This window comes from Acinetobacter sp. YT-02 (genome assembly GCF_002412355.1).
GTDB lineage: Bacteria > Pseudomonadota > Gammaproteobacteria > Pseudomonadales > Moraxellaceae > Acinetobacter > Acinetobacter towneri.
The window spans coordinates 1-15,848 of the sequence record NZ_NOZT01000001.1 but is presented as its reverse complement, the minus strand read 5'-3'; the positions used below and the strand labels follow the sequence as shown (position 1 = coordinate 15,848).

Below are 15,848 nucleotides of genomic sequence, written 5' to 3'. Positions count from 1 at the left end.
GACTTAAATAAACTTTTGAATCATTTTGCGGACATTGGTTTTCGCATCAATCACGGTCATAAAGGTGTAGGCACCAATAAATTTACGGCTAATAAACATAAATTCTTTAGGCGGCACACTAAAGTAACGCGAAGCCATCGATTTAGATGCTTGTTGCATGACACGGCTATGCAGCTGACTTTTTTTCCAGTCATAGCGCGATTGTTCATCCATCACGCCTGCAGGTAAATCGCGGTTATTGTCTAAGTGACTAAAGGCTTCGGTTGCCAATAGAAACACTTTTGCCATGTCAGGTTTAATGCTTTCAGGGATGCTGTCAAAAAACTCATAACCCGTCATGGCATTCACCATCATTTGTGGGTCGTGGTAATAACCCGCCTTGATCAAATTACGCGCCACAGTCAGCAAGTGTTGATCAAATTGACGAATAGCACCAAAGTCGAGCAGTACAATTTTATCGTGAATATCTTCACCATTACCTAAGCGAACTAAGTAGTTGCCAAAGTTCGGGTCAGTCTGCATTTCGCCCCATTCAAATACTTCACGCACAGCAATTTCTAAAGAGGCTTCGCCTAATTGGTTACGGCGTTCTTGAGGTAATGAGAGCATGACAGGGCTGTTAATCGGTACGCCACGTTCAAAGGTCATACACAGCACTTGTTCGCTACAGTATTCATCCACAATTTGCGGCACAATGTAGCGCGGATCATCTTTTAAACGGGCAGCAAAACGACGTGTCGTTTCCGCTTCAATTTGATAGTTGACTTCACGATGCATCATTTCACGCACTTCATCAAACCACTGATCAAATTCACGGGTTTGCGGCACCATGCGTGTCAATTTGAGCATATTTCTAAATAGGCTCATGTCTGAGTCAATCGCATCTGCTACGCCTGGATATTGGATTTTTAATACCAACTCCAAACCATCCGACTTGCGGGTCGCGCGGTGAACTTGAGCCAAAGAGGCTGTACCTAATGGCTCATGATCAATGGTGAGATCATCAAGTTTGGCACCTAACTGTGCCTGTAATTGCTGTTTAATTGCAGGCCATGCCAATGCGACAGTCTGGTTATTCAGCGTGTTGAGTGCTTGCGTAATTTCTTCAGGTAAAAAATGTTCGCCGTACAGCGCCATCATTTGCCCAATCTTCACGATAGAGCCTTTGAGTTTGCCAATTTCAGCCACCAAGTAATCGGCTTGTTCTTTCATGGCTTTTTTTCGTTTACGTTCTTTTTCTTCTTCGCTTGAAAACATAGAGGTGGCATTCGAGGCTGCCCATCGTGTTCCTGCAAGTAAAGATGCCTTTGCGATGGATAAGCGTCGATCCATAGAGGAAGTCTTGAGTTGTTTAAGCTTATCGTTCTGATCTGACATTAAAATCAATCCTTAAATCAGCAATATGCAGGAAAATTAGATTGTAACGGATATTAGCGCGTCTTAACGTATTAAAAAAGTTCAACTTGCTGAACGACGAGTTTCCTCGTGAAAAAAGTATGAAAAACGGCTTAAAAGTACTTTTACATCCGATATTGCACTTTGGTTTCGGCTTTTTTCATCAATTGCGCTTTGTTGTCTTGGATAAATTTGAGAATCATCAATTTTACAGAATCGTGTAAAAAACCATGCGCATATCCCTTAACAATAATCACGCTGGGCAAACTAAAAAATAGATATTTGGCATCATCTAATGACGCATTTTCAAAAATGCCGTTTTCAATCAAAATTTGCTGAAAAAATTGTTTTTCAATCAAGACTGCTTCGGAGTGGTTGTCGTTCCAATAGCTTTGGCGCATGGCCATCAAATTATTGTGTTTGTAGCTCATAAGGCTGAAAGTTTCATCTATAAAATGAGTAATTCAATTATTGGGATATTGTCACATTTTTCAATGATTGTTGTGCATTTATCATAGACTGAATCATAAAAAGCAGGGGATTGACTATATGCTTTTTAACCTGAATCTTGTAGCATCAATGCAGTAATTTGGGTTTTGTAAAATTATAAAATATTGAAAATTTACCGCGCTTTAAAAACAGACTGCGCTCAGGGGAAAATATGAAAGTTTGGATATTTACACTATTGGGGATGCTGACTTTGGGTACAGCTCAAGTTTGGGCGAATGGCGTTTCACAAGGCTATACGCAATGTATGAACAATAGTTATGGCAAAATTTCCCAATCGCAAAAATGTATTAAAACTGAGCAAAAAGCACAAACCAAACGACTCAAAAAACACTATAAAGCCTATGTAAAACGCAGCGCAGGCAATGCCAGTAATATTCAACAACAGCATCAACTTTGGGAAAACCGTGTAAAACAACGCTGTTATTTATCGACTCAAAGCGATTTTGCCGCATTACAACGTGCACAATGTGTTTTGCTGCAAACAGCAGAGCGCGCTGATTATTATCAAGGTCAGTTTGTGGGAATCAAATAAGTAAAACCATAGTAAATAAATTACTTGGAAACTGCTTAAACATTATAAAACCGAGCAAAACAAGGTATCATAAGGCGTTTTAAAATTTGACCTTGGAGCGCCTTAAGTGGATCGACCGACAATTAGCCCTGAACATTTGCAGGAAGCTGCTGAAAACCTATCAACCATTCGTGATTTTATTCGCTTTGGGGTTACAGCACTACGTCAATACGATGCACATTTAGGTCAAGGTACAGAAGATTATTTTGCAGAAAGTTCTGCATTGGTGTTACAAACTTTGTCTTTAGACTGGAATGCAGACGCTGAAATTTTAGATGCAAAATTATTGCCGAGCGAAGCAGCTGAATTTTTAAGCTTGCTCGAACGCCGTATCAATGAAAAAGTACCAACTTCTTACTTATTAAACTTGGCGTATTTCTTCGGAAAACCATTTTATGTCGATGAGCGTGTTCTAATTCCACGTTCACCTATTGCCGAGCTAATTGAAAATCGTTTTGCGCCATATTGCCTAGATGAAGAAGGTCAAATGCGCGAAGCAGATAACAATTTACCAGCCAATGCTGCGCCTAAAACCCCACAACGTATTTTGGATATGTGCACGGGTTCAGGTTGTATTGCGATTGCTTTGGCTTATGCTTTTCCAGATGCTGAAGTCGATGCAACTGACATTTCAAAAGATGCTTTGGAAGTCGCACAAATTAACTGTGAACATCACAACAAACAATACCAAGTGGCGTTGCTTGAGTCTGATTTATTCGCCAAAATCCCAGCCGAAAATCAGTATGATTTAATCGTATCTAACCCGCCGTATGTTGATGCGGAAGATATGGCAGATTTACCTGAAGAATTCCATCATGAGCCAGAATTGGCATTGGCAGCAGGGCAAGACGGCTTAGATTTAGTCCGTAAAATGTTGGCGCAGGCGGCAGATTACTTAACTGAAGATGGTCTGATTGTGATTGAAGTAGGTAATTCTGAATGGGCGATGAAACAGAATTTCAACACGGTTGATTTGCACTGGTTAAAATTCCAAAAAGGTGGTTCAGGTATTTTTGCATTGACTGCAGCACAATGCCGTCAATATCGCGATTTATTTATTCAATCTGTTCAAGCATAAGGAGTCGTTGGACGTGGCAGGTAATAGTATAGGGCAACTTTTCCGTGTAACGACTTGTGGTGAATCTCATGGCGTAGGTCTGATGGCGATTGTCGATGGCGTGCCACCAGGGATTGAACTGTCTGCAGAAGATTTACAAAAAGATTTGGATCGCCGTAAACCGGGTACGTCTAAGTTTGCGACACAGCGTAAAGAACCCGATGAAGTTGAAATTATTTCAGGTGTCTTTGAAGGTAAAACCACTGGAACTTCAATTGGTTTACTGATTCGTAATACTGACCAAAAATCGAAAGACTACGGTAATATTGCACAGACTTTCCGCCCTGGGCATGCAGATTATACCTATACGCAAAAGTATGGTTTCCGCGATTATCGTGGTGGTGGACGTTCAAGCGCACGTGAAACAGCAATGCGCGTTGCAGCAGGTGCAATTGCAAAAAAATACCTGTTCGAAAAATTTGGAATTGTGATTCGTGGTCACGTCACTCAAATTGGTACAGAAAAAGCTGAAAAGCTAGATTGGAACGAAGTACCAAACAATCCATTTTTCTGTGGCGATGCCGATGCTGTACCACGTTTTGAAGCTTTGGTAACGTCTTTGCGTGAACAGGGTACAAGCTGTGGTGCAAAACTGGAAATTGTGGCTGAAAAAGTTCCTGTGGGTTGGGGGGAACCTGTTTTTGATCGTTTAGATGCCGATATTGCCCATGCCATGATGTCTATCAATGCTGTGAAAGGCGTTGAAATTGGAGATGGTTTTGCAGTGGCAGCGCAGTTTGGGCATGAAACCCGTGACGAACTGACCACTGACGGCTTTTTGGCGAACCATGCAGGCGGTATTTTAGGCGGTATTTCTAGTGGTCAAGATATTCGTGTTGCGATTGCTTTAAAACCAACAGCCAGTATTACTACACCTGGTAAAACCATTAATTTAAACCGTGAAGATACGGATGTACTGACCAAAGGACGCCATGATCCTTGCGTAGGTGTGCGTGCAACGCCAATTGCAGAAGCTATGCTTGCGATTGTATTGATGGATCATTTCATGCGTCATCGTGCGCAGAATGCCGATGTGGTTGCACCGTTTGCACCCATTGAGCCGAAATAACAATATGCTTTAAGCAAGGTGCATAATCATTGCCAAGTGCGAAAATATGTTGTGAAAAAAGCCAAACCGTAGTGTTTGGCTTTTTTCTGCCTGAGTTTTGAGCTTAGTTCTTCTTTTAGATTGTAAGTTTCAAAATTTTATACGCTGTTTTATATGGTGAAGATGCAGAGGAATGATCTGCGGCTCCTAAATATTAAGCCAATAAAAAAGAGCGCATATTGCGCTCTTTTCAAGGAATTTATTTACACCTCATTAAAGAAACCAAGTGTAATAACCCCAAATCATCAATGGCCAAGCCACAAATGGGCTAAATAACCATTTCCAAAACCAAAAGCGTGGAATAAAACCAACACCGTGTACAAAGCCACCTGAAATACCAATCATAATAAACATCATGGCACGGTGGCTATATTCACCGTTGGCATCCAGCATTGCTGCTGGATGAAGAAGCAGTACAGCTGCGAGTGGGAATGCCAATAAACATGAAATAACCATCGCAATCTTGTTCGGTTTTTGAACTGTTGTTTCAGCGTTCACTGCAGTGTCTGTCATCTAATTATTCCTCGTCAAGGTCTTGATGAGATTCAATATACAGGGCACTCAAGACACCTGCAAAGCATGCCATCAGAATACCGAGAATCCATGCAAAGTACCACATAATTTATTCTCCTTAGACACAGCCTTAGTAAAGGCTGTGTGAATTCTCTTTAATGTGCTTGTTGGTGATAACGCCCCACATTTTGTAGTAACACCAAGTGGTGTATAGCAAAATAATTGGTACGAAGATACATGCTGCAACAGTCATTACAGTTAATGTGTTTTTACTTGATACCGCATCCCACATGGTCAAGCTTGCAACTGGGTTGAGGCTTGATGGCATTAAGAATGGGAACAATGCAAAACCTGCAGTTAAAATCGCACCGATCACCGCTAAAGATGAACCTGTGAAACTTAAACCAGCTTTGTTTTTACCTGCTGCAAGAATAATCAAAATACCGCCCAAGATGCCCATAATTGGTGCAATCATGGTAATAGGGTACGCTGAGTAGTTGTTCATCCAACCTGGGTTTGCATTGGTTAAAACTTCTTTAGCCAATGGGTTTGCTACGCCGTTCGTGTCGTATGGAGTGACTAGGGTATAACCTTCGATACCACCGAAGTATAGCCATGCGCCTGCACCCAAGAAACACACAAGGAACACAATGCCCATGATTTGCGTTGCTTTTGCAGAGCGTGCACGTAAGTCACCATCGGTACGCAGCATTAACCATGCACCACCATGCGCGCAAAGCATAGACAAGCTGACTAAACCACACACTAAAGCGAATGGGTTTAATAATGCAAAGAAGCTGCCTGTATATGTTGAACGTACAGTTTCGTCTAGGGTAAATGGTACGCCAAGGAACATATTACCAAACGCAACACCGAACACTAATGCAGGAACTGCACCACCTACAGCCAAACCCCAGTCCCAAGAAGTACGCCATTTGGTGTTTTCAAGTTTTGAGCGGTAGTCAAAACCAACTGGGCGCAGGAATAGGGCAAACAGAACTAAGAGTAGTGCCCAATACATGCCTGAGAATGCTGTTGCATATACCATTGGCCAAGCAGCAAATAACGCGCCACCCGCTGTAATGAACCAAACCTGGTTACCATCCCAGTGCGGTGCAATCGTGTTGATTGCAGCACGGCGTTCTTCGTCATTTTTACCTACAAATGGCATGATCGCCATTGAGCCCATGTCGAAGCCATCGGTGAGGGCAAAGCCAATGAGTAATACACCCACTAACACCCACCAAATGATTTTGAGTAATTCATATTCGATCATGCTTAAGCCTCCTCATTGGCTTTTTTCGCAGCTTCAATTTTCTCGAAGTGGTATTTACCAGTATGAAGCGAGCTTGGGCCTAGACGTGAGAATTTGATCATCAAGTACATTTCAATAATCAGCAAAACGGTATAGAACGCTGCCAATGCAATGATTGAGCCCCATACGTCGCCAGTGCTGAGTGAAGATGCAGACAAGTGTGTTGGAAGTACTTCACCAATTGTCCATGGTTGACGACCAACTTCTGCGACATACCAACCTGTTTGCGCTGCAATCCAAGGTAATGGTAATGAGAATAACGCAAATTTTAATAACCAAGGTTTACTTTCTGCGTTGCGTTTAGCCACTGCAAAAGTTGCAAGTGCGAATAACAACAGCATTAAGAAACCAGAAGCTACCATGGCACGGAATGCCCAGAACAAACTTGGTACGTGTGGAATAGTATCCGCAGCAGCCATTTTAATTTGTTCGTCAGTCGCATCTACTACGTTTGGCGTGTATTTTTTCAACAATAAACCATAACCCAAATCGGTTTGAGTTTGCTCAAATGCAGCTTTAAGTTCAGGAGATTGGTCGCCCGCACGTAATTGCTCAAGTTGTTGATAAGCAACCATACCGTTACGAATACGAACTTCGTGGTTTGCGATCAGGTCTTTAATACCAGTCACTTCTTCGGTGATAGAACGCGTTGCAATAATCCCCATTACATAAGGAATTTTAACTGCGTAATCTGTCGTTTGCGTTTCTTCGTTTGGAATACCAAATAAAGTGAACGCTGCAGGAGCAGGGTGAGTATCCCATTCTGCTTCAATTGCTGCGAGTTTGGTTTTTTGAACATCACCTAATTCATAACCTGATTCATCACCAAGTAGAATTACAGATAAAGTAGAAGCTAAACCGAAAATTGCTGCAATAGCGAATGAACGACGCGCAAATGGCAAGTCTTGCTTTTTCAATAAGTAATAACTTGAAATCGCTAAAACGAAAATAGCACCCGTTACATAACCTGCAGAAACAGTGTGTACGAATTTAACTTGCGCAACAGGGTTAAAAATTAACGCCCCGAAGTCAACCAATTCCATACGCATGGTTTCGTAGTTAAAGGTAGAACCCACTGGGTTCTGCATCCAGCCGTTGGCAACTAAAATCCAGAGTGCGGACATATTAGAGCCAAGCGCAACCAGCCACGTTACACATAAGTGCTGCACTTTGGAGAGGCGATCCCATCCAAAGAAGAATAAACCAATGAAGGTCGATTCTAAGAAGAAGGCCATTAAACCTTCAATTGCAAGTGGTGCACCAAAGATATCACCCACGTAGTGTGAGTAATATGCCCAGTTTGTACCAAACTGGAACTCCATGGTTAAACCTGTGGTTACCCCTAAAGCAAAGTTAATACCGAAGAGTTTTCCCCAGAATTTGGTCATGTCTTTATAAATTTCTTTACCAGAAATCACATACGTGGTTTCCATAATGGCAAGAATAAAAGCCAGACCTAAAGTCAGTGGAACAAAAATAAAGTGATACATCGCGGTCATTGCGAATTGGAACCGCGAGAGATCGACCACGCTTTCAGAAATCATCAACGTGTCTCCTTGATTGAGGAAGGACTGCCAGCAATACGCTCAGCAACTTGTGAATCAAAATTTTGAGGAATAGTTGGGGCATCAAACCAAATATTTTTGATGACCATTAACAGCACGACCTTAATTATTAAAATGATCGTGAGTTCACGAACTACTTTTCTATTTAAATCTTTAGGAACTAAGCTCACTTTTATAAGCCTATTTTTTAAACTGTGTTTTATATTATTAAACAAAAACATACAAAAAAAAATAGCTGGCACAGTTAAAATGCAAATATATTGTTAACTTATTATAAATCAATAGTTTGTTTTTGGGTGTTGCAGAGAATAAATGGAGGAAAGTAATATTTTTTAAACTTGACAGAAACACTTGTAATTAATAATTCAAAATCTGACTAAAATACTTATATTTTAAAAAAGCAAATCAGACTAAATTGCTATGAATAAAAATCAATCTAAAAATAGCAATAAATTAGAGATATTATCAGCTAATAATTATTCTCATTCTTTTGTTAAAGTTTAATGACGATTCCGCATATTTTTTTATTTCCCTACAATGTAGTGGTGCTTTGTCTTTGGCTTAGTCTAGGGTAAACAGCATTTTTTCATAATGATTTTGTGTAAATATTGTTCAGATCACATGAAATGTATCGTTTATAAACAAACAGATTGTGTTGAGTTTGAGTGAAAAATTTTAACTTTCTTAGGTCAGCAAGATTGGTTTTAAATCTTAAAAAATAACTTATTGATTGCTAAATAGGTTATTTGATGCCGAAATTTTTTTGGCAAGATAGTGAGATCTTTTTTTGCGCACAATAATAATTTGAGCTTGAAATTCAAGTTCACCAAATTCAGGTTCAACCTGCACATAATGCAGTTGCCCAAACTCATCACGTACACGTGCTTGTGCAGAAAAACCAGGACGGGCATTACCACTGGAAATTGTGGCTAAACGTCCGAGTAAATCGACTTGGCGCACGCTATATTTGGGCTTAATCACTTGGTCTAAACAGTGAATCATGAAGACTGTAAAAAAGATGGCAATAATAAACGCTGGAATAATAATGTAATAAGCAGGAACGAAATGTTGTTGTTGTGAGTAAATCAAAAACTGTAAAAAATATCCTGCAACACTGAAATTCATCAGTAAAAAAACAAAAATCAGTACTTTAGAAAATTTAACATCTAAAAGTGGCGATTCTGTAATTCGTTGTGAAAATGCACGTTTGAGCAACTGACTTGGGCGAAAATTAAAGTAATAACCAATCGTTTCGACAGTGCTGAGTAGCAATAAAACAACTAGGCTGAGATGAAAGGGCATTAAGTTCAAATCAGATAAAAACTCATGCATGCGCTAAACTCACGTGTTGAAATATTTATAGGTGATGTTATTAGATGCAGATCATTGATCTAACTCTGCTTAGAGAGCATAGATAAATGATCTGGTTTTGTATAGAGCTAAGATTTGGAACTTTTCGCTTCTTTCTGAAAGTTGCAAAAAAGTTAGTCGTTGATCAAGTAAATCCCACCATCTGAATGAACGCTGATCTCAACTTTCTCAAGTGATTGACCTAAACATGGGCCAGAAATACATTCACCTGTTTCAACTAAAAATAAAGCACCATGCGTTGAGCATTCAATATATTCTTGGTCACGGTCTAAGAATTGGTTTTCTAAAAATTCTAATTCCACTTGTAGGTGTGGGCAGACGTTTTGGTAAGCGTAATACATGCCATCACGTTGGGTGATAAAAATTGTGTCACCATTTGGCGTTTCGTAGGCACGTGCTTCACGCTCAGGAATGTCTTCCATCATACAAATTTTATTCATTATGCAGATTCCTTTTGAATGCTATGCAAAAGTTTAGCGTAATCTTCTACCGCAAGACGAGGGCCGAATTGAGAAACCACTTCACTTGAAATCAGAATGGCAAGTTGAGCTGCAGTTTGGAAACCTAAGCCTGCATTGAGTGCATACAGGAATGAACCTGCAAAGGCATCACCCGCACCGTTGGCATCAACAGCAGTGACTTGACGACCTGGTACAGAAAAAGCGTTGTTGCCATCATAAATTAGGGCACCTTGTGCGCTCAATGTAATGACAATGTATTTGCTTTTTTGTTTTAGTTGTTCTAATGCCGCTTCAGCCGTTTCCGTTCCTGTGTACATCATGGCTTCTTGCTGGTTACAGAAGATCAAATCCACACCATCATCTAGTAACTCATCCAAACCTTCACGCGCATATTGCACCATGGCAGGATCAGATAAAGTCAGTGCAATTTTAACCTGATTGGCTTTGGCAATTTCACGCGCTTGTTTTACCGCAGCACGTGCAGTATCACTAGTAGATAAATAACCTTCGATATAAAGCCATTTTGCTGTTTTAAGTGGCTCAAAATCAATTTGTGTAGCAGAAAGTTCTGCGGTAATGCCCAAGTAAGTGTGCATGGTACGTTCAGAGTCATCACTCACAAGTACCATACAAGTCCCTGTAACGCCTTCACTGACCGATTTGGTTGTGGTGTGAATACCTGCTTCATTTAAGCCTTTGAGGTAAATATCACCCAATTCATCGTTACCAACACGGCAGGCATAGAAGGCTTGACCACCTAAAGCACTAAATGCAACGGTGGTATTTGCGGCAGAACCACCCGAAGCTTGGCCTTTATGTCTTTGTGTTTTAATTAAGTTGTTGTATAAATTTGCTTGTGTTTCACCATCGGTTAATTGCATAGTACCTTTTTGCAAGCTATGTTGAATGAGAAAGTCATCCGAGACTTGAAATTCTTGGTCAATTAATGCATTACCAATTGCAAAAAGGTCAACAGTTGCCATGTCTTTAAATCACAGTCAAAATTAAAAACGCTAAGTTTACACCAATGCTCAGGATTGCTGTAGTTTCATGAATAAAATTCAGCTGAATGAATGTTATTGATGAAAAATAGGGGTTTAGCAGAGTTATCAGGAAGGTTAGATGAACATCGAAATTAAAGAAGCACAAGAGTTACCAACGCAAATTCAGACTTTGGCCAAACATGCTGCTCAAGAAGGCTTTGATTTTGTCCATCGTTTAATTGAAGAATGGGAAAGTGGTAAAAACCGCTTTAATCAGCCTGGTGAGTTTTTATTGTTTGTTTACGATGGTGATCAATTGGTTGCATGTGGTGGCTTAAACCAGCAATGGAATGAGCAAGATATTGAAAGTCGTATTGGACGTGTACGTCGTTTTTATGTTTTGCCAAATTATCGTAAACATGGCGTAGGCAAACAGCTCTTGCAACATTTAGAGAAAAAAGCACGTGCTAATTTTTCGGCGTTGTGTTTAAACACTGATACCAAATCGGCAGCGCATTTTTATCAAAAACATAATTATGTGTATGTCGAAAATCATCCAAACTATAGTTATTTTAAATACCTGATCTAGTTTTGCTTCTGCTACAAGCAGTGTAGGCAGCATTTTGTTGATACTTTGCAAATTTCAATCAATTTAGTCGGGTTTTCAACGTGAATTATCTAAAGAACTAAAGCTATAATGGCTTTAGTTTTTTATTTGCTTATTTTTAGGAGATCACATGACTGTAGATGTCACTGAAACCATTTCCCAGACTGTACATCCTGCGTTTCAGTTGGTACGTCAACACCATGTTGAAGCCTTAGACATTTTAGTGTCTGAATATAAACATAAAGTTACAGGTGCGGTGCATTATCATTTGGCGACAGATCATGATGAAAATGTATTTTTAGTCGCATTTCGCACTCAGCCGATGGACTCCAAAGGTGAGGCGCATATTTTAGAACATACTGCGTTGTGTGGTTCTGAAAAATTCCCTGTCCGTGACCCGTTCTTTTTAATGATTCGTCGTTCATTGAATACTTTTATGAACGCATTTACCGCGGCAGATTGGACGGCTTATCCATTTGCAACACAAAACAAAAAAGATTTCCAAAACCTGCTTGCGGTGTATATGGATGCGGCTTTTGCAGCCAATTTAAATCCTCTCGATTTTGCTCAGGAAGGTATTCGTATTGAGCTGGAAAATGGCGAGCCTGTTTATAAAGGCGTGGTATTTAATGAAATGAAAGGTGCGATGAGTTCGCCATCCGATCAGCTTTATCACCAATTGGCTTATCATTTATTCCCTGAAACAACTTACCACTACAATTCAGGTGGCGACCCGAAAGATATTCCAGATTTAACCTATCAAGAATTGGTAGATTTTTATAAGTCACATTATCACCCAAGTAATGCGGTATTTATGACTTTTGGCAATACGCCTGCATACGATTTACAAGAACAGTTTGAACAGTTGGCTTTGGCGAAATTTGAACAGGGCGAAACGCTATATTCGAAACCTGAACGTCGTTTAGCAGCACCAGTGTCAGTGACTGAAAGTTATGCAGTCGATGCAGAAGAACTGAAAGATAAAACTTATCATGTTTTGGCGTGGTTATTGCCTGAAGCGAGCGATATTAAATTACGCTTGGGTATGCGTTTGGTTGAAGGTGTTTTACTCGAAAACTCTGCATCACCACTGCGTCATTATTTGGAAACTTGGGCGCATGCACAATCTACAGGGCCATTGATGGGTGTAGATGATTCCAACTTTGAAATGACGTTCTTCTGTGGTGTGCAAGGTTCTAACCCTGAACATGCAGCAGAATTTCAGGCGGGCGTTTTAAAAGTTTTACAAGACGTGGCTGCACAGCCTGTGGATACGGCATTGGTCGATGCAATTTTGCATCAAATTGAATTGCATCAGCGTGAAATTAATGGCGATGGTATGCCATACGGGTTGAGCTTGATTTTAAATGGTTTAAGCAGTGCAATTCACCACAATGACCCAATTCAGGTGTGGGATGTAGATACTGCGATTGAGCAAGTCAAAGAAGAACTTAAAGATCCAATGTGGTTATCACGGCTAATTCAGACGCATTTAATTGATAACCCGCACCGTGTTCAAATGACTTTGGTTCCAGATGCAGAAAAATCGGCCAAAGATGCTGCACTTGAAAAAGCACGTCTGGCTGAGATAGGCGCACAACTCACAGATGAGCAAAAAGCAGAAATCGTCGCGCAAACGGAAGCTTTAAAAGTCCGTCAAGATACGCCAGATGATTTGAATTTATTGCCAAAAGTTGGTTTGGAAGATGTGCCTGCAGCTTTGCATATTGTGCAGGGTGAGTTGCGTGAAATTATCAGTAACCGCATTGATTATCCTTTAAATTTATATCATGCAGGAACCAATGGAATTTACTATCAGCAAGTGTTGATTCAAATTCCAGATGAAATTGTACAATCGCCATACTTTAATTTGCTGTCCATTTTAATGGGCGAAGTGGGTGCAGGTGAATACGGCTATTTAGAATTGCAACAGCTACAAACCGCAGTTAGCGGTGGTTTGGGCATGGGTGCATCTTTACGTTCTAAAGTCGATGACAAAAATCAGATCAGTGCATGGCTCACATTAACCACTAAGTCTTTGGTGAATAATCTTGAAGCCATCCGCTTGCTGAAATTAGCATTTGAGCAATTACGTTTTGATGAAAAAGACCGCATTATCGAGCTGTTACAACAACGAAAAACCCGTTGGCAGTCACGTTTGTCGGGTTCGGGGCACAGTTATGCCATGCAAATTGCAGGGCGTCATCACAGTGCTTTGGCGCAGCGTGATTACAACAACACAGGTTTGGGCGCATTAAATTGGTTGGCTGACTTGGTTGCTAAAATTGAAAAAGATACAGCGGAGTACGAGAAACTGATTGCTGAATTGCAATTGATTCACCATAAATTACTGCAAGCACCTAAACAATTTTTGTTGGTATGTGAAGAACATCAATCTGACCGTTTGGTCGAAGAAGTTCAAGAAGTTTGGGATAAACTTACTGTTGCAGAAAATCCTGCTGCTTTAACTCAAGTTCCTGTAGATGATTCAGCGCAAGATCAAGCATGGTTGATTCAAGCCAATGTGCAATTCTGTGCAGCAGCGTATCCTGCGGTGGAAGTGTCGCATCCTGATGCTGCACCTTTGATGGTATTGGCTGCATATTTGCGCAATGGTTTCTTACACAGCGCAATCCGTGAAAAAGGCGGCGCTTACGGTGGCGGTGCAAGCTACGATGGCAATGCATGTTCATTCCGTTTCTATAGTTATCGTGACCCACGCTTGGCAGAAACTTTTGCAGACTTTGAAGCGAGTATTGATTGGTTACTTAATGCAGAGCAGTTGCCGCATCAACTAGAAGAAGCGATTTTAGGTTTGATTGCCAGCATGGATAAACCGGGTTCGCCTGCAGGTGAAGCGATTACTGCATGTTATGCATTATTGCACGCGCGTACACCCTCATTCCGCACAGTATTACGTGAGCGTTTATTGGCGGTGACTTTAGACGATTTAAAACGTGTTGCGGAGCAATATTTGCGTCAGCAGCAAGCATCTAAAGCCGTAGTCGCACCTGTGTCAAAACGTGAAGCATTGCTCGAACTTGGTTTTGAAATTAAACAAGTGAACTGATACGTGAAATAACAACGAAAACTTAGGGGGATTTATGAGCGCGTTCAAACTGTTTGAACGCACAGGACTGTCGCTGAGTGTTGCCGCACTCAGCACTGTGTTTGTGGCGAAAACCTATGCACAAGACCCAGCTAGCTTAGTTGCACCTGCAACACCTGAAGCCTGTGTGGCTTTAGAGTCAAATGCTGATCGTTTGGTGTGTTACGATGCTCTGTTTAAAATTCCTGAAGCAGAAAAAACAGCGCTGATTAGCGAACGTCAAGCCGCTCAGGCACTTGCTCCTGCACCTGAAACTGTGAAAGAAAAAATTGCAGTGGGTGTGAGTAATTTATTTTCATTTGATGTACCAAAGCTTGATCCGAATGTATCTTTACTGGATAAGCGCTGGGAGCTTTCACCCGATAGCAAATTAGGCACATGGAATTTACGTGCTTATCAACCTGTGTATTTGATGCCTACTTTTTGGACGTCCGATAAAAATGAACGTCCACAAAGCTTGAATGAGCAAAATACCGTTCCCGTGGGTAAGGAGCAAAACCTGACCTCAATGGAAACCAAATTTCAGCTGTCTTTAAAAACCAAAGCGGTAGAAAATCTGTTGGGTGATAACGGTGATGTGTGGCTAGGTTATACCCAGTCATCACGTTGGCAGGTTTATAATGGTGATGAGTCACGTCCATTTCGTGAAACCAATTATGAGCCTGAAGCCAGTTTGATGTTCCGCACCAACTATACACTTATGGGGCTGCATGGTCGTTTATTGGGTGTGACGTTGAACCATCAATCCAATGGTCGTTCTGATCCATTATCACGCAGTTGGAATCGGGTGATTTTTAATTTAGGTTTTGAAAAAGACAATTTTGCCTTGATGTTACGTCCGTGGTATCGCATTGAAGAAGACCGCAGCGATGACAATAACCCTGAAATTAAAAATTATATCGGGCGTGGCGATATGTTGGCATTTTATCGCTGGAAAGAGCATGACTTTTCTTTGATGCTTCGTCATAGCTTAAAAGGCGGTGATGACGCGCACGGTGCAGCACAGTTTGACTGGGTTTTCCCAATCAGTGGAAAATTACGCGGTCATTTCCAATTGTTTGATGGTTATGGTGAAAGCCTGATTGATTATAACCACCGCGCCACCTATGTTGGTTTGGGTGTGTCTTTAATGAATTGGTTTTAAGTAGATTAACCCCAGTTACGGATAAGCCAAAGATTTAATCACATGAATTTTAGGCTTATTCTTTTGGCAAAGTTGATAC

Annotated in this window: 16 protein-coding genes; 6 read left to right on the top strand and 10 right to left on the bottom strand. The window is 40.8% G+C overall.

What is annotated here, in order from left to right; all coding sequences use genetic code 11:
• Positions 1–3: 3 nt before the first annotated feature.
• Both CF596_RS00080 and CF596_RS00075 read right to left on the bottom strand, forming a co-directional pair.
• Positions 4–1,377: an AarF/ABC1/UbiB kinase family protein gene (locus tag CF596_RS00080; protein ID WP_096900851.1), complete on the bottom strand. Its 1,374-nt coding sequence runs from the start codon at positions 1,375–1,377 to the stop codon at positions 4–6.
• Between the two features lie 143 nt (positions 1,378–1,520).
• On the bottom strand, positions 1,521–1,826 hold the full coding sequence (locus CF596_RS00075) for a hypothetical protein (RefSeq protein WP_096900850.1): 306 nt from the start codon (positions 1,824–1,826) through the stop codon (positions 1,521–1,523).
• A 230-nt stretch (positions 1,827–2,056) separates the two neighbouring features.
• Here CF596_RS00075 and CF596_RS00070 point away from each other — a divergent pair, with 230 nt between their 5' ends.
• From CF596_RS00070 to aroC, 3 genes are all read left to right on the top strand, one after another.
• Positions 2,057–2,437, top strand: coding sequence for a DUF1311 domain-containing protein (locus CF596_RS00070; protein ID WP_004973395.1), 381 nt, complete (start codon positions 2,057–2,059; stop codon positions 2,435–2,437).
• Positions 2,438–2,543: 106 nt separating this feature from the next.
• A complete protein-coding gene (gene prmB, locus CF596_RS00065) occupies positions 2,544–3,554 on the top strand; it encodes a 50S ribosomal protein L3 N(5)-glutamine methyltransferase (protein ID WP_004973398.1) in 1,011 nt (336 codons plus the stop codon).
• A 13-nt stretch (positions 3,555–3,567) separates the two neighbouring features.
• The gene (aroC, locus tag CF596_RS00060; protein ID WP_004973401.1) at positions 3,568–4,662 is read left to right on the top strand and encodes a chorismate synthase; all 1,095 of its coding nucleotides are present in this window, start codon (positions 3,568–3,570) and stop codon (positions 4,660–4,662) included.
• A gap of 252 nt (positions 4,663–4,914) precedes the next feature.
• On the opposite strand, the gene CF596_RS00055 is transcribed toward aroC, so the two are convergent.
• From CF596_RS00055 to CF596_RS00020, 8 genes are all read right to left on the bottom strand, one after another.
• Positions 4,915–5,214, bottom strand: a complete 300-nt coding sequence (locus CF596_RS00055; protein ID WP_004973403.1) for a cyd operon YbgE family protein — start codon at positions 5,212–5,214, stop codon at positions 4,915–4,917.
• A 4-nt stretch (positions 5,215–5,218) separates the two neighbouring features.
• Positions 5,219–5,320, bottom strand: a complete 102-nt coding sequence (cydX, locus tag CF596_RS00050) for a cytochrome bd-I oxidase subunit CydX (protein ID WP_004860610.1) — start codon at positions 5,318–5,320, stop codon at positions 5,219–5,221.
• Positions 5,321–5,344: 24 nt separating this feature from the next.
• Positions 5,345–6,490, bottom strand: a complete 1,146-nt coding sequence (gene cydB, locus CF596_RS00045) for a cytochrome d ubiquinol oxidase subunit II (protein ID WP_004973405.1) — start codon at positions 6,488–6,490, stop codon at positions 5,345–5,347.
• Between the two features lie 2 nt (positions 6,491–6,492).
• A complete protein-coding gene (locus CF596_RS00040) occupies positions 6,493–8,073 on the bottom strand; it encodes a cytochrome ubiquinol oxidase subunit I (protein WP_096900849.1) in 1,581 nt (526 codons plus the stop codon).
• Entirely contained in the window at positions 8,073–8,264 is a 192-nt protein-coding gene (gene cydP, locus CF596_RS00035) for a cytochrome oxidase putative small subunit CydP (RefSeq protein ID WP_070155611.1), read from the bottom strand. Before cydP ends, CF596_RS00040 begins: the two co-directional genes overlap by 1 nt.
• A 553-nt stretch (positions 8,265–8,817) precedes the next feature.
• Complete coding sequence (locus CF596_RS00030; RefSeq protein ID WP_096900848.1) at positions 8,818–9,426, bottom strand: OB-fold-containig protein; 609 nt, start codon at positions 9,424–9,426, stop codon at positions 8,818–8,820.
• A 152-nt stretch (positions 9,427–9,578) separates the two neighbouring features.
• Positions 9,579–9,890 carry a Rieske (2Fe-2S) protein gene (locus CF596_RS00025; protein WP_171287411.1) on the bottom strand — a complete coding sequence of 104 codons (312 nt, stop codon included), beginning with the start codon at positions 9,888–9,890 and terminating at the stop codon, positions 9,579–9,581.
• Positions 9,891–9,904: 14 nt separating this feature from the next.
• Positions 9,905–10,909 (bottom strand): adenosine kinase, encoded by a 1,005-nt coding sequence (locus CF596_RS00020; protein ID WP_004973415.1) that lies wholly within the window; start codon positions 10,907–10,909, stop codon positions 9,905–9,907.
• A gap of 139 nt (positions 10,910–11,048) precedes the next feature.
• On the opposite strand from CF596_RS00020, the gene CF596_RS00015 reads away from it, so the two are divergent.
• From CF596_RS00015 to CF596_RS00005, 3 genes are all read left to right on the top strand, one after another.
• Positions 11,049–11,498: a GNAT family N-acetyltransferase gene (locus CF596_RS00015; RefSeq protein WP_096900846.1), complete on the top strand. Its 450-nt coding sequence runs from the start codon at positions 11,049–11,051 to the stop codon at positions 11,496–11,498.
• A gap of 148 nt (positions 11,499–11,646) precedes the next feature.
• The gene (locus CF596_RS00010; RefSeq protein WP_096900845.1) at positions 11,647–14,586 is read left to right on the top strand and encodes an insulinase family protein; all 2,940 of its coding nucleotides are present in this window, start codon (positions 11,647–11,649) and stop codon (positions 14,584–14,586) included.
• 34 nt (positions 14,587–14,620) lie between these two features.
• Positions 14,621–15,769, top strand: coding sequence for a phospholipase A (locus tag CF596_RS00005; RefSeq protein WP_096900844.1), 1,149 nt, complete (start codon positions 14,621–14,623; stop codon positions 15,767–15,769).
• Positions 15,770–15,848 lie beyond the last annotated feature (79 nt).

Excerpts from the sequence above, each read along its gene's own strand:
- CF596_RS00080 (WP_096900851.1), bottom strand. The coding sequence starts at position 1,377 with ATGTCAGATCAGAACGATAAGCTTAAACAACTCAAGACTTCCTCTATG.
- CF596_RS00075 (WP_096900850.1), bottom strand. The coding sequence starts at position 1,826 with ATGAGCTACAAACACAATAATTTGATGGCCATGCGCCAAAGCTATTGG.
- CF596_RS00070 (WP_004973395.1), top strand. The coding sequence starts at position 2,057 with ATGAAAGTTTGGATATTTACACTATTGGGGATGCTGACTTTGGGTACA.
- CF596_RS00055 (WP_004973403.1), bottom strand. The coding sequence starts at position 5,214 with ATGACAGACACTGCAGTGAACGCTGAAACAACAGTTCAAAAACCGAAC.
- cydX (WP_004860610.1), bottom strand. The coding sequence starts at position 5,320 with ATGTGGTACTTTGCATGGATTCTCGGTATTCTGATGGCATGCTTTGCA.
- cydB (WP_004973405.1), bottom strand. The coding sequence starts at position 6,490 with ATGATCGAATATGAATTACTCAAAATCATTTGGTGGGTGTTAGTGGGT.
- CF596_RS00040 (WP_096900849.1), bottom strand. The coding sequence starts at position 8,073 with ATGATTTCTGAAAGCGTGGTCGATCTCTCGCGGTTCCAATTCGCAATG.
- CF596_RS00030 (WP_096900848.1), bottom strand. The coding sequence starts at position 9,426 with ATGCATGAGTTTTTATCTGATTTGAACTTAATGCCCTTTCATCTCAGC.
- CF596_RS00025 (WP_171287411.1), bottom strand. The coding sequence starts at position 9,890 with ATGATGGAAGACATTCCTGAGCGTGAAGCACGTGCCTACGAAACGCCA.
- CF596_RS00020 (WP_004973415.1), bottom strand. The coding sequence starts at position 10,909 with ATGGCAACTGTTGACCTTTTTGCAATTGGTAATGCATTAATTGACCAA.
- CF596_RS00015 (WP_096900846.1), top strand. The coding sequence starts at position 11,049 with ATGAACATCGAAATTAAAGAAGCACAAGAGTTACCAACGCAAATTCAG.
- CF596_RS00010 (WP_096900845.1), top strand. The coding sequence starts at position 11,647 with ATGACTGTAGATGTCACTGAAACCATTTCCCAGACTGTACATCCTGCG.
- CF596_RS00005 (WP_096900844.1), top strand. The coding sequence starts at position 14,621 with ATGAGCGCGTTCAAACTGTTTGAACGCACAGGACTGTCGCTGAGTGTT.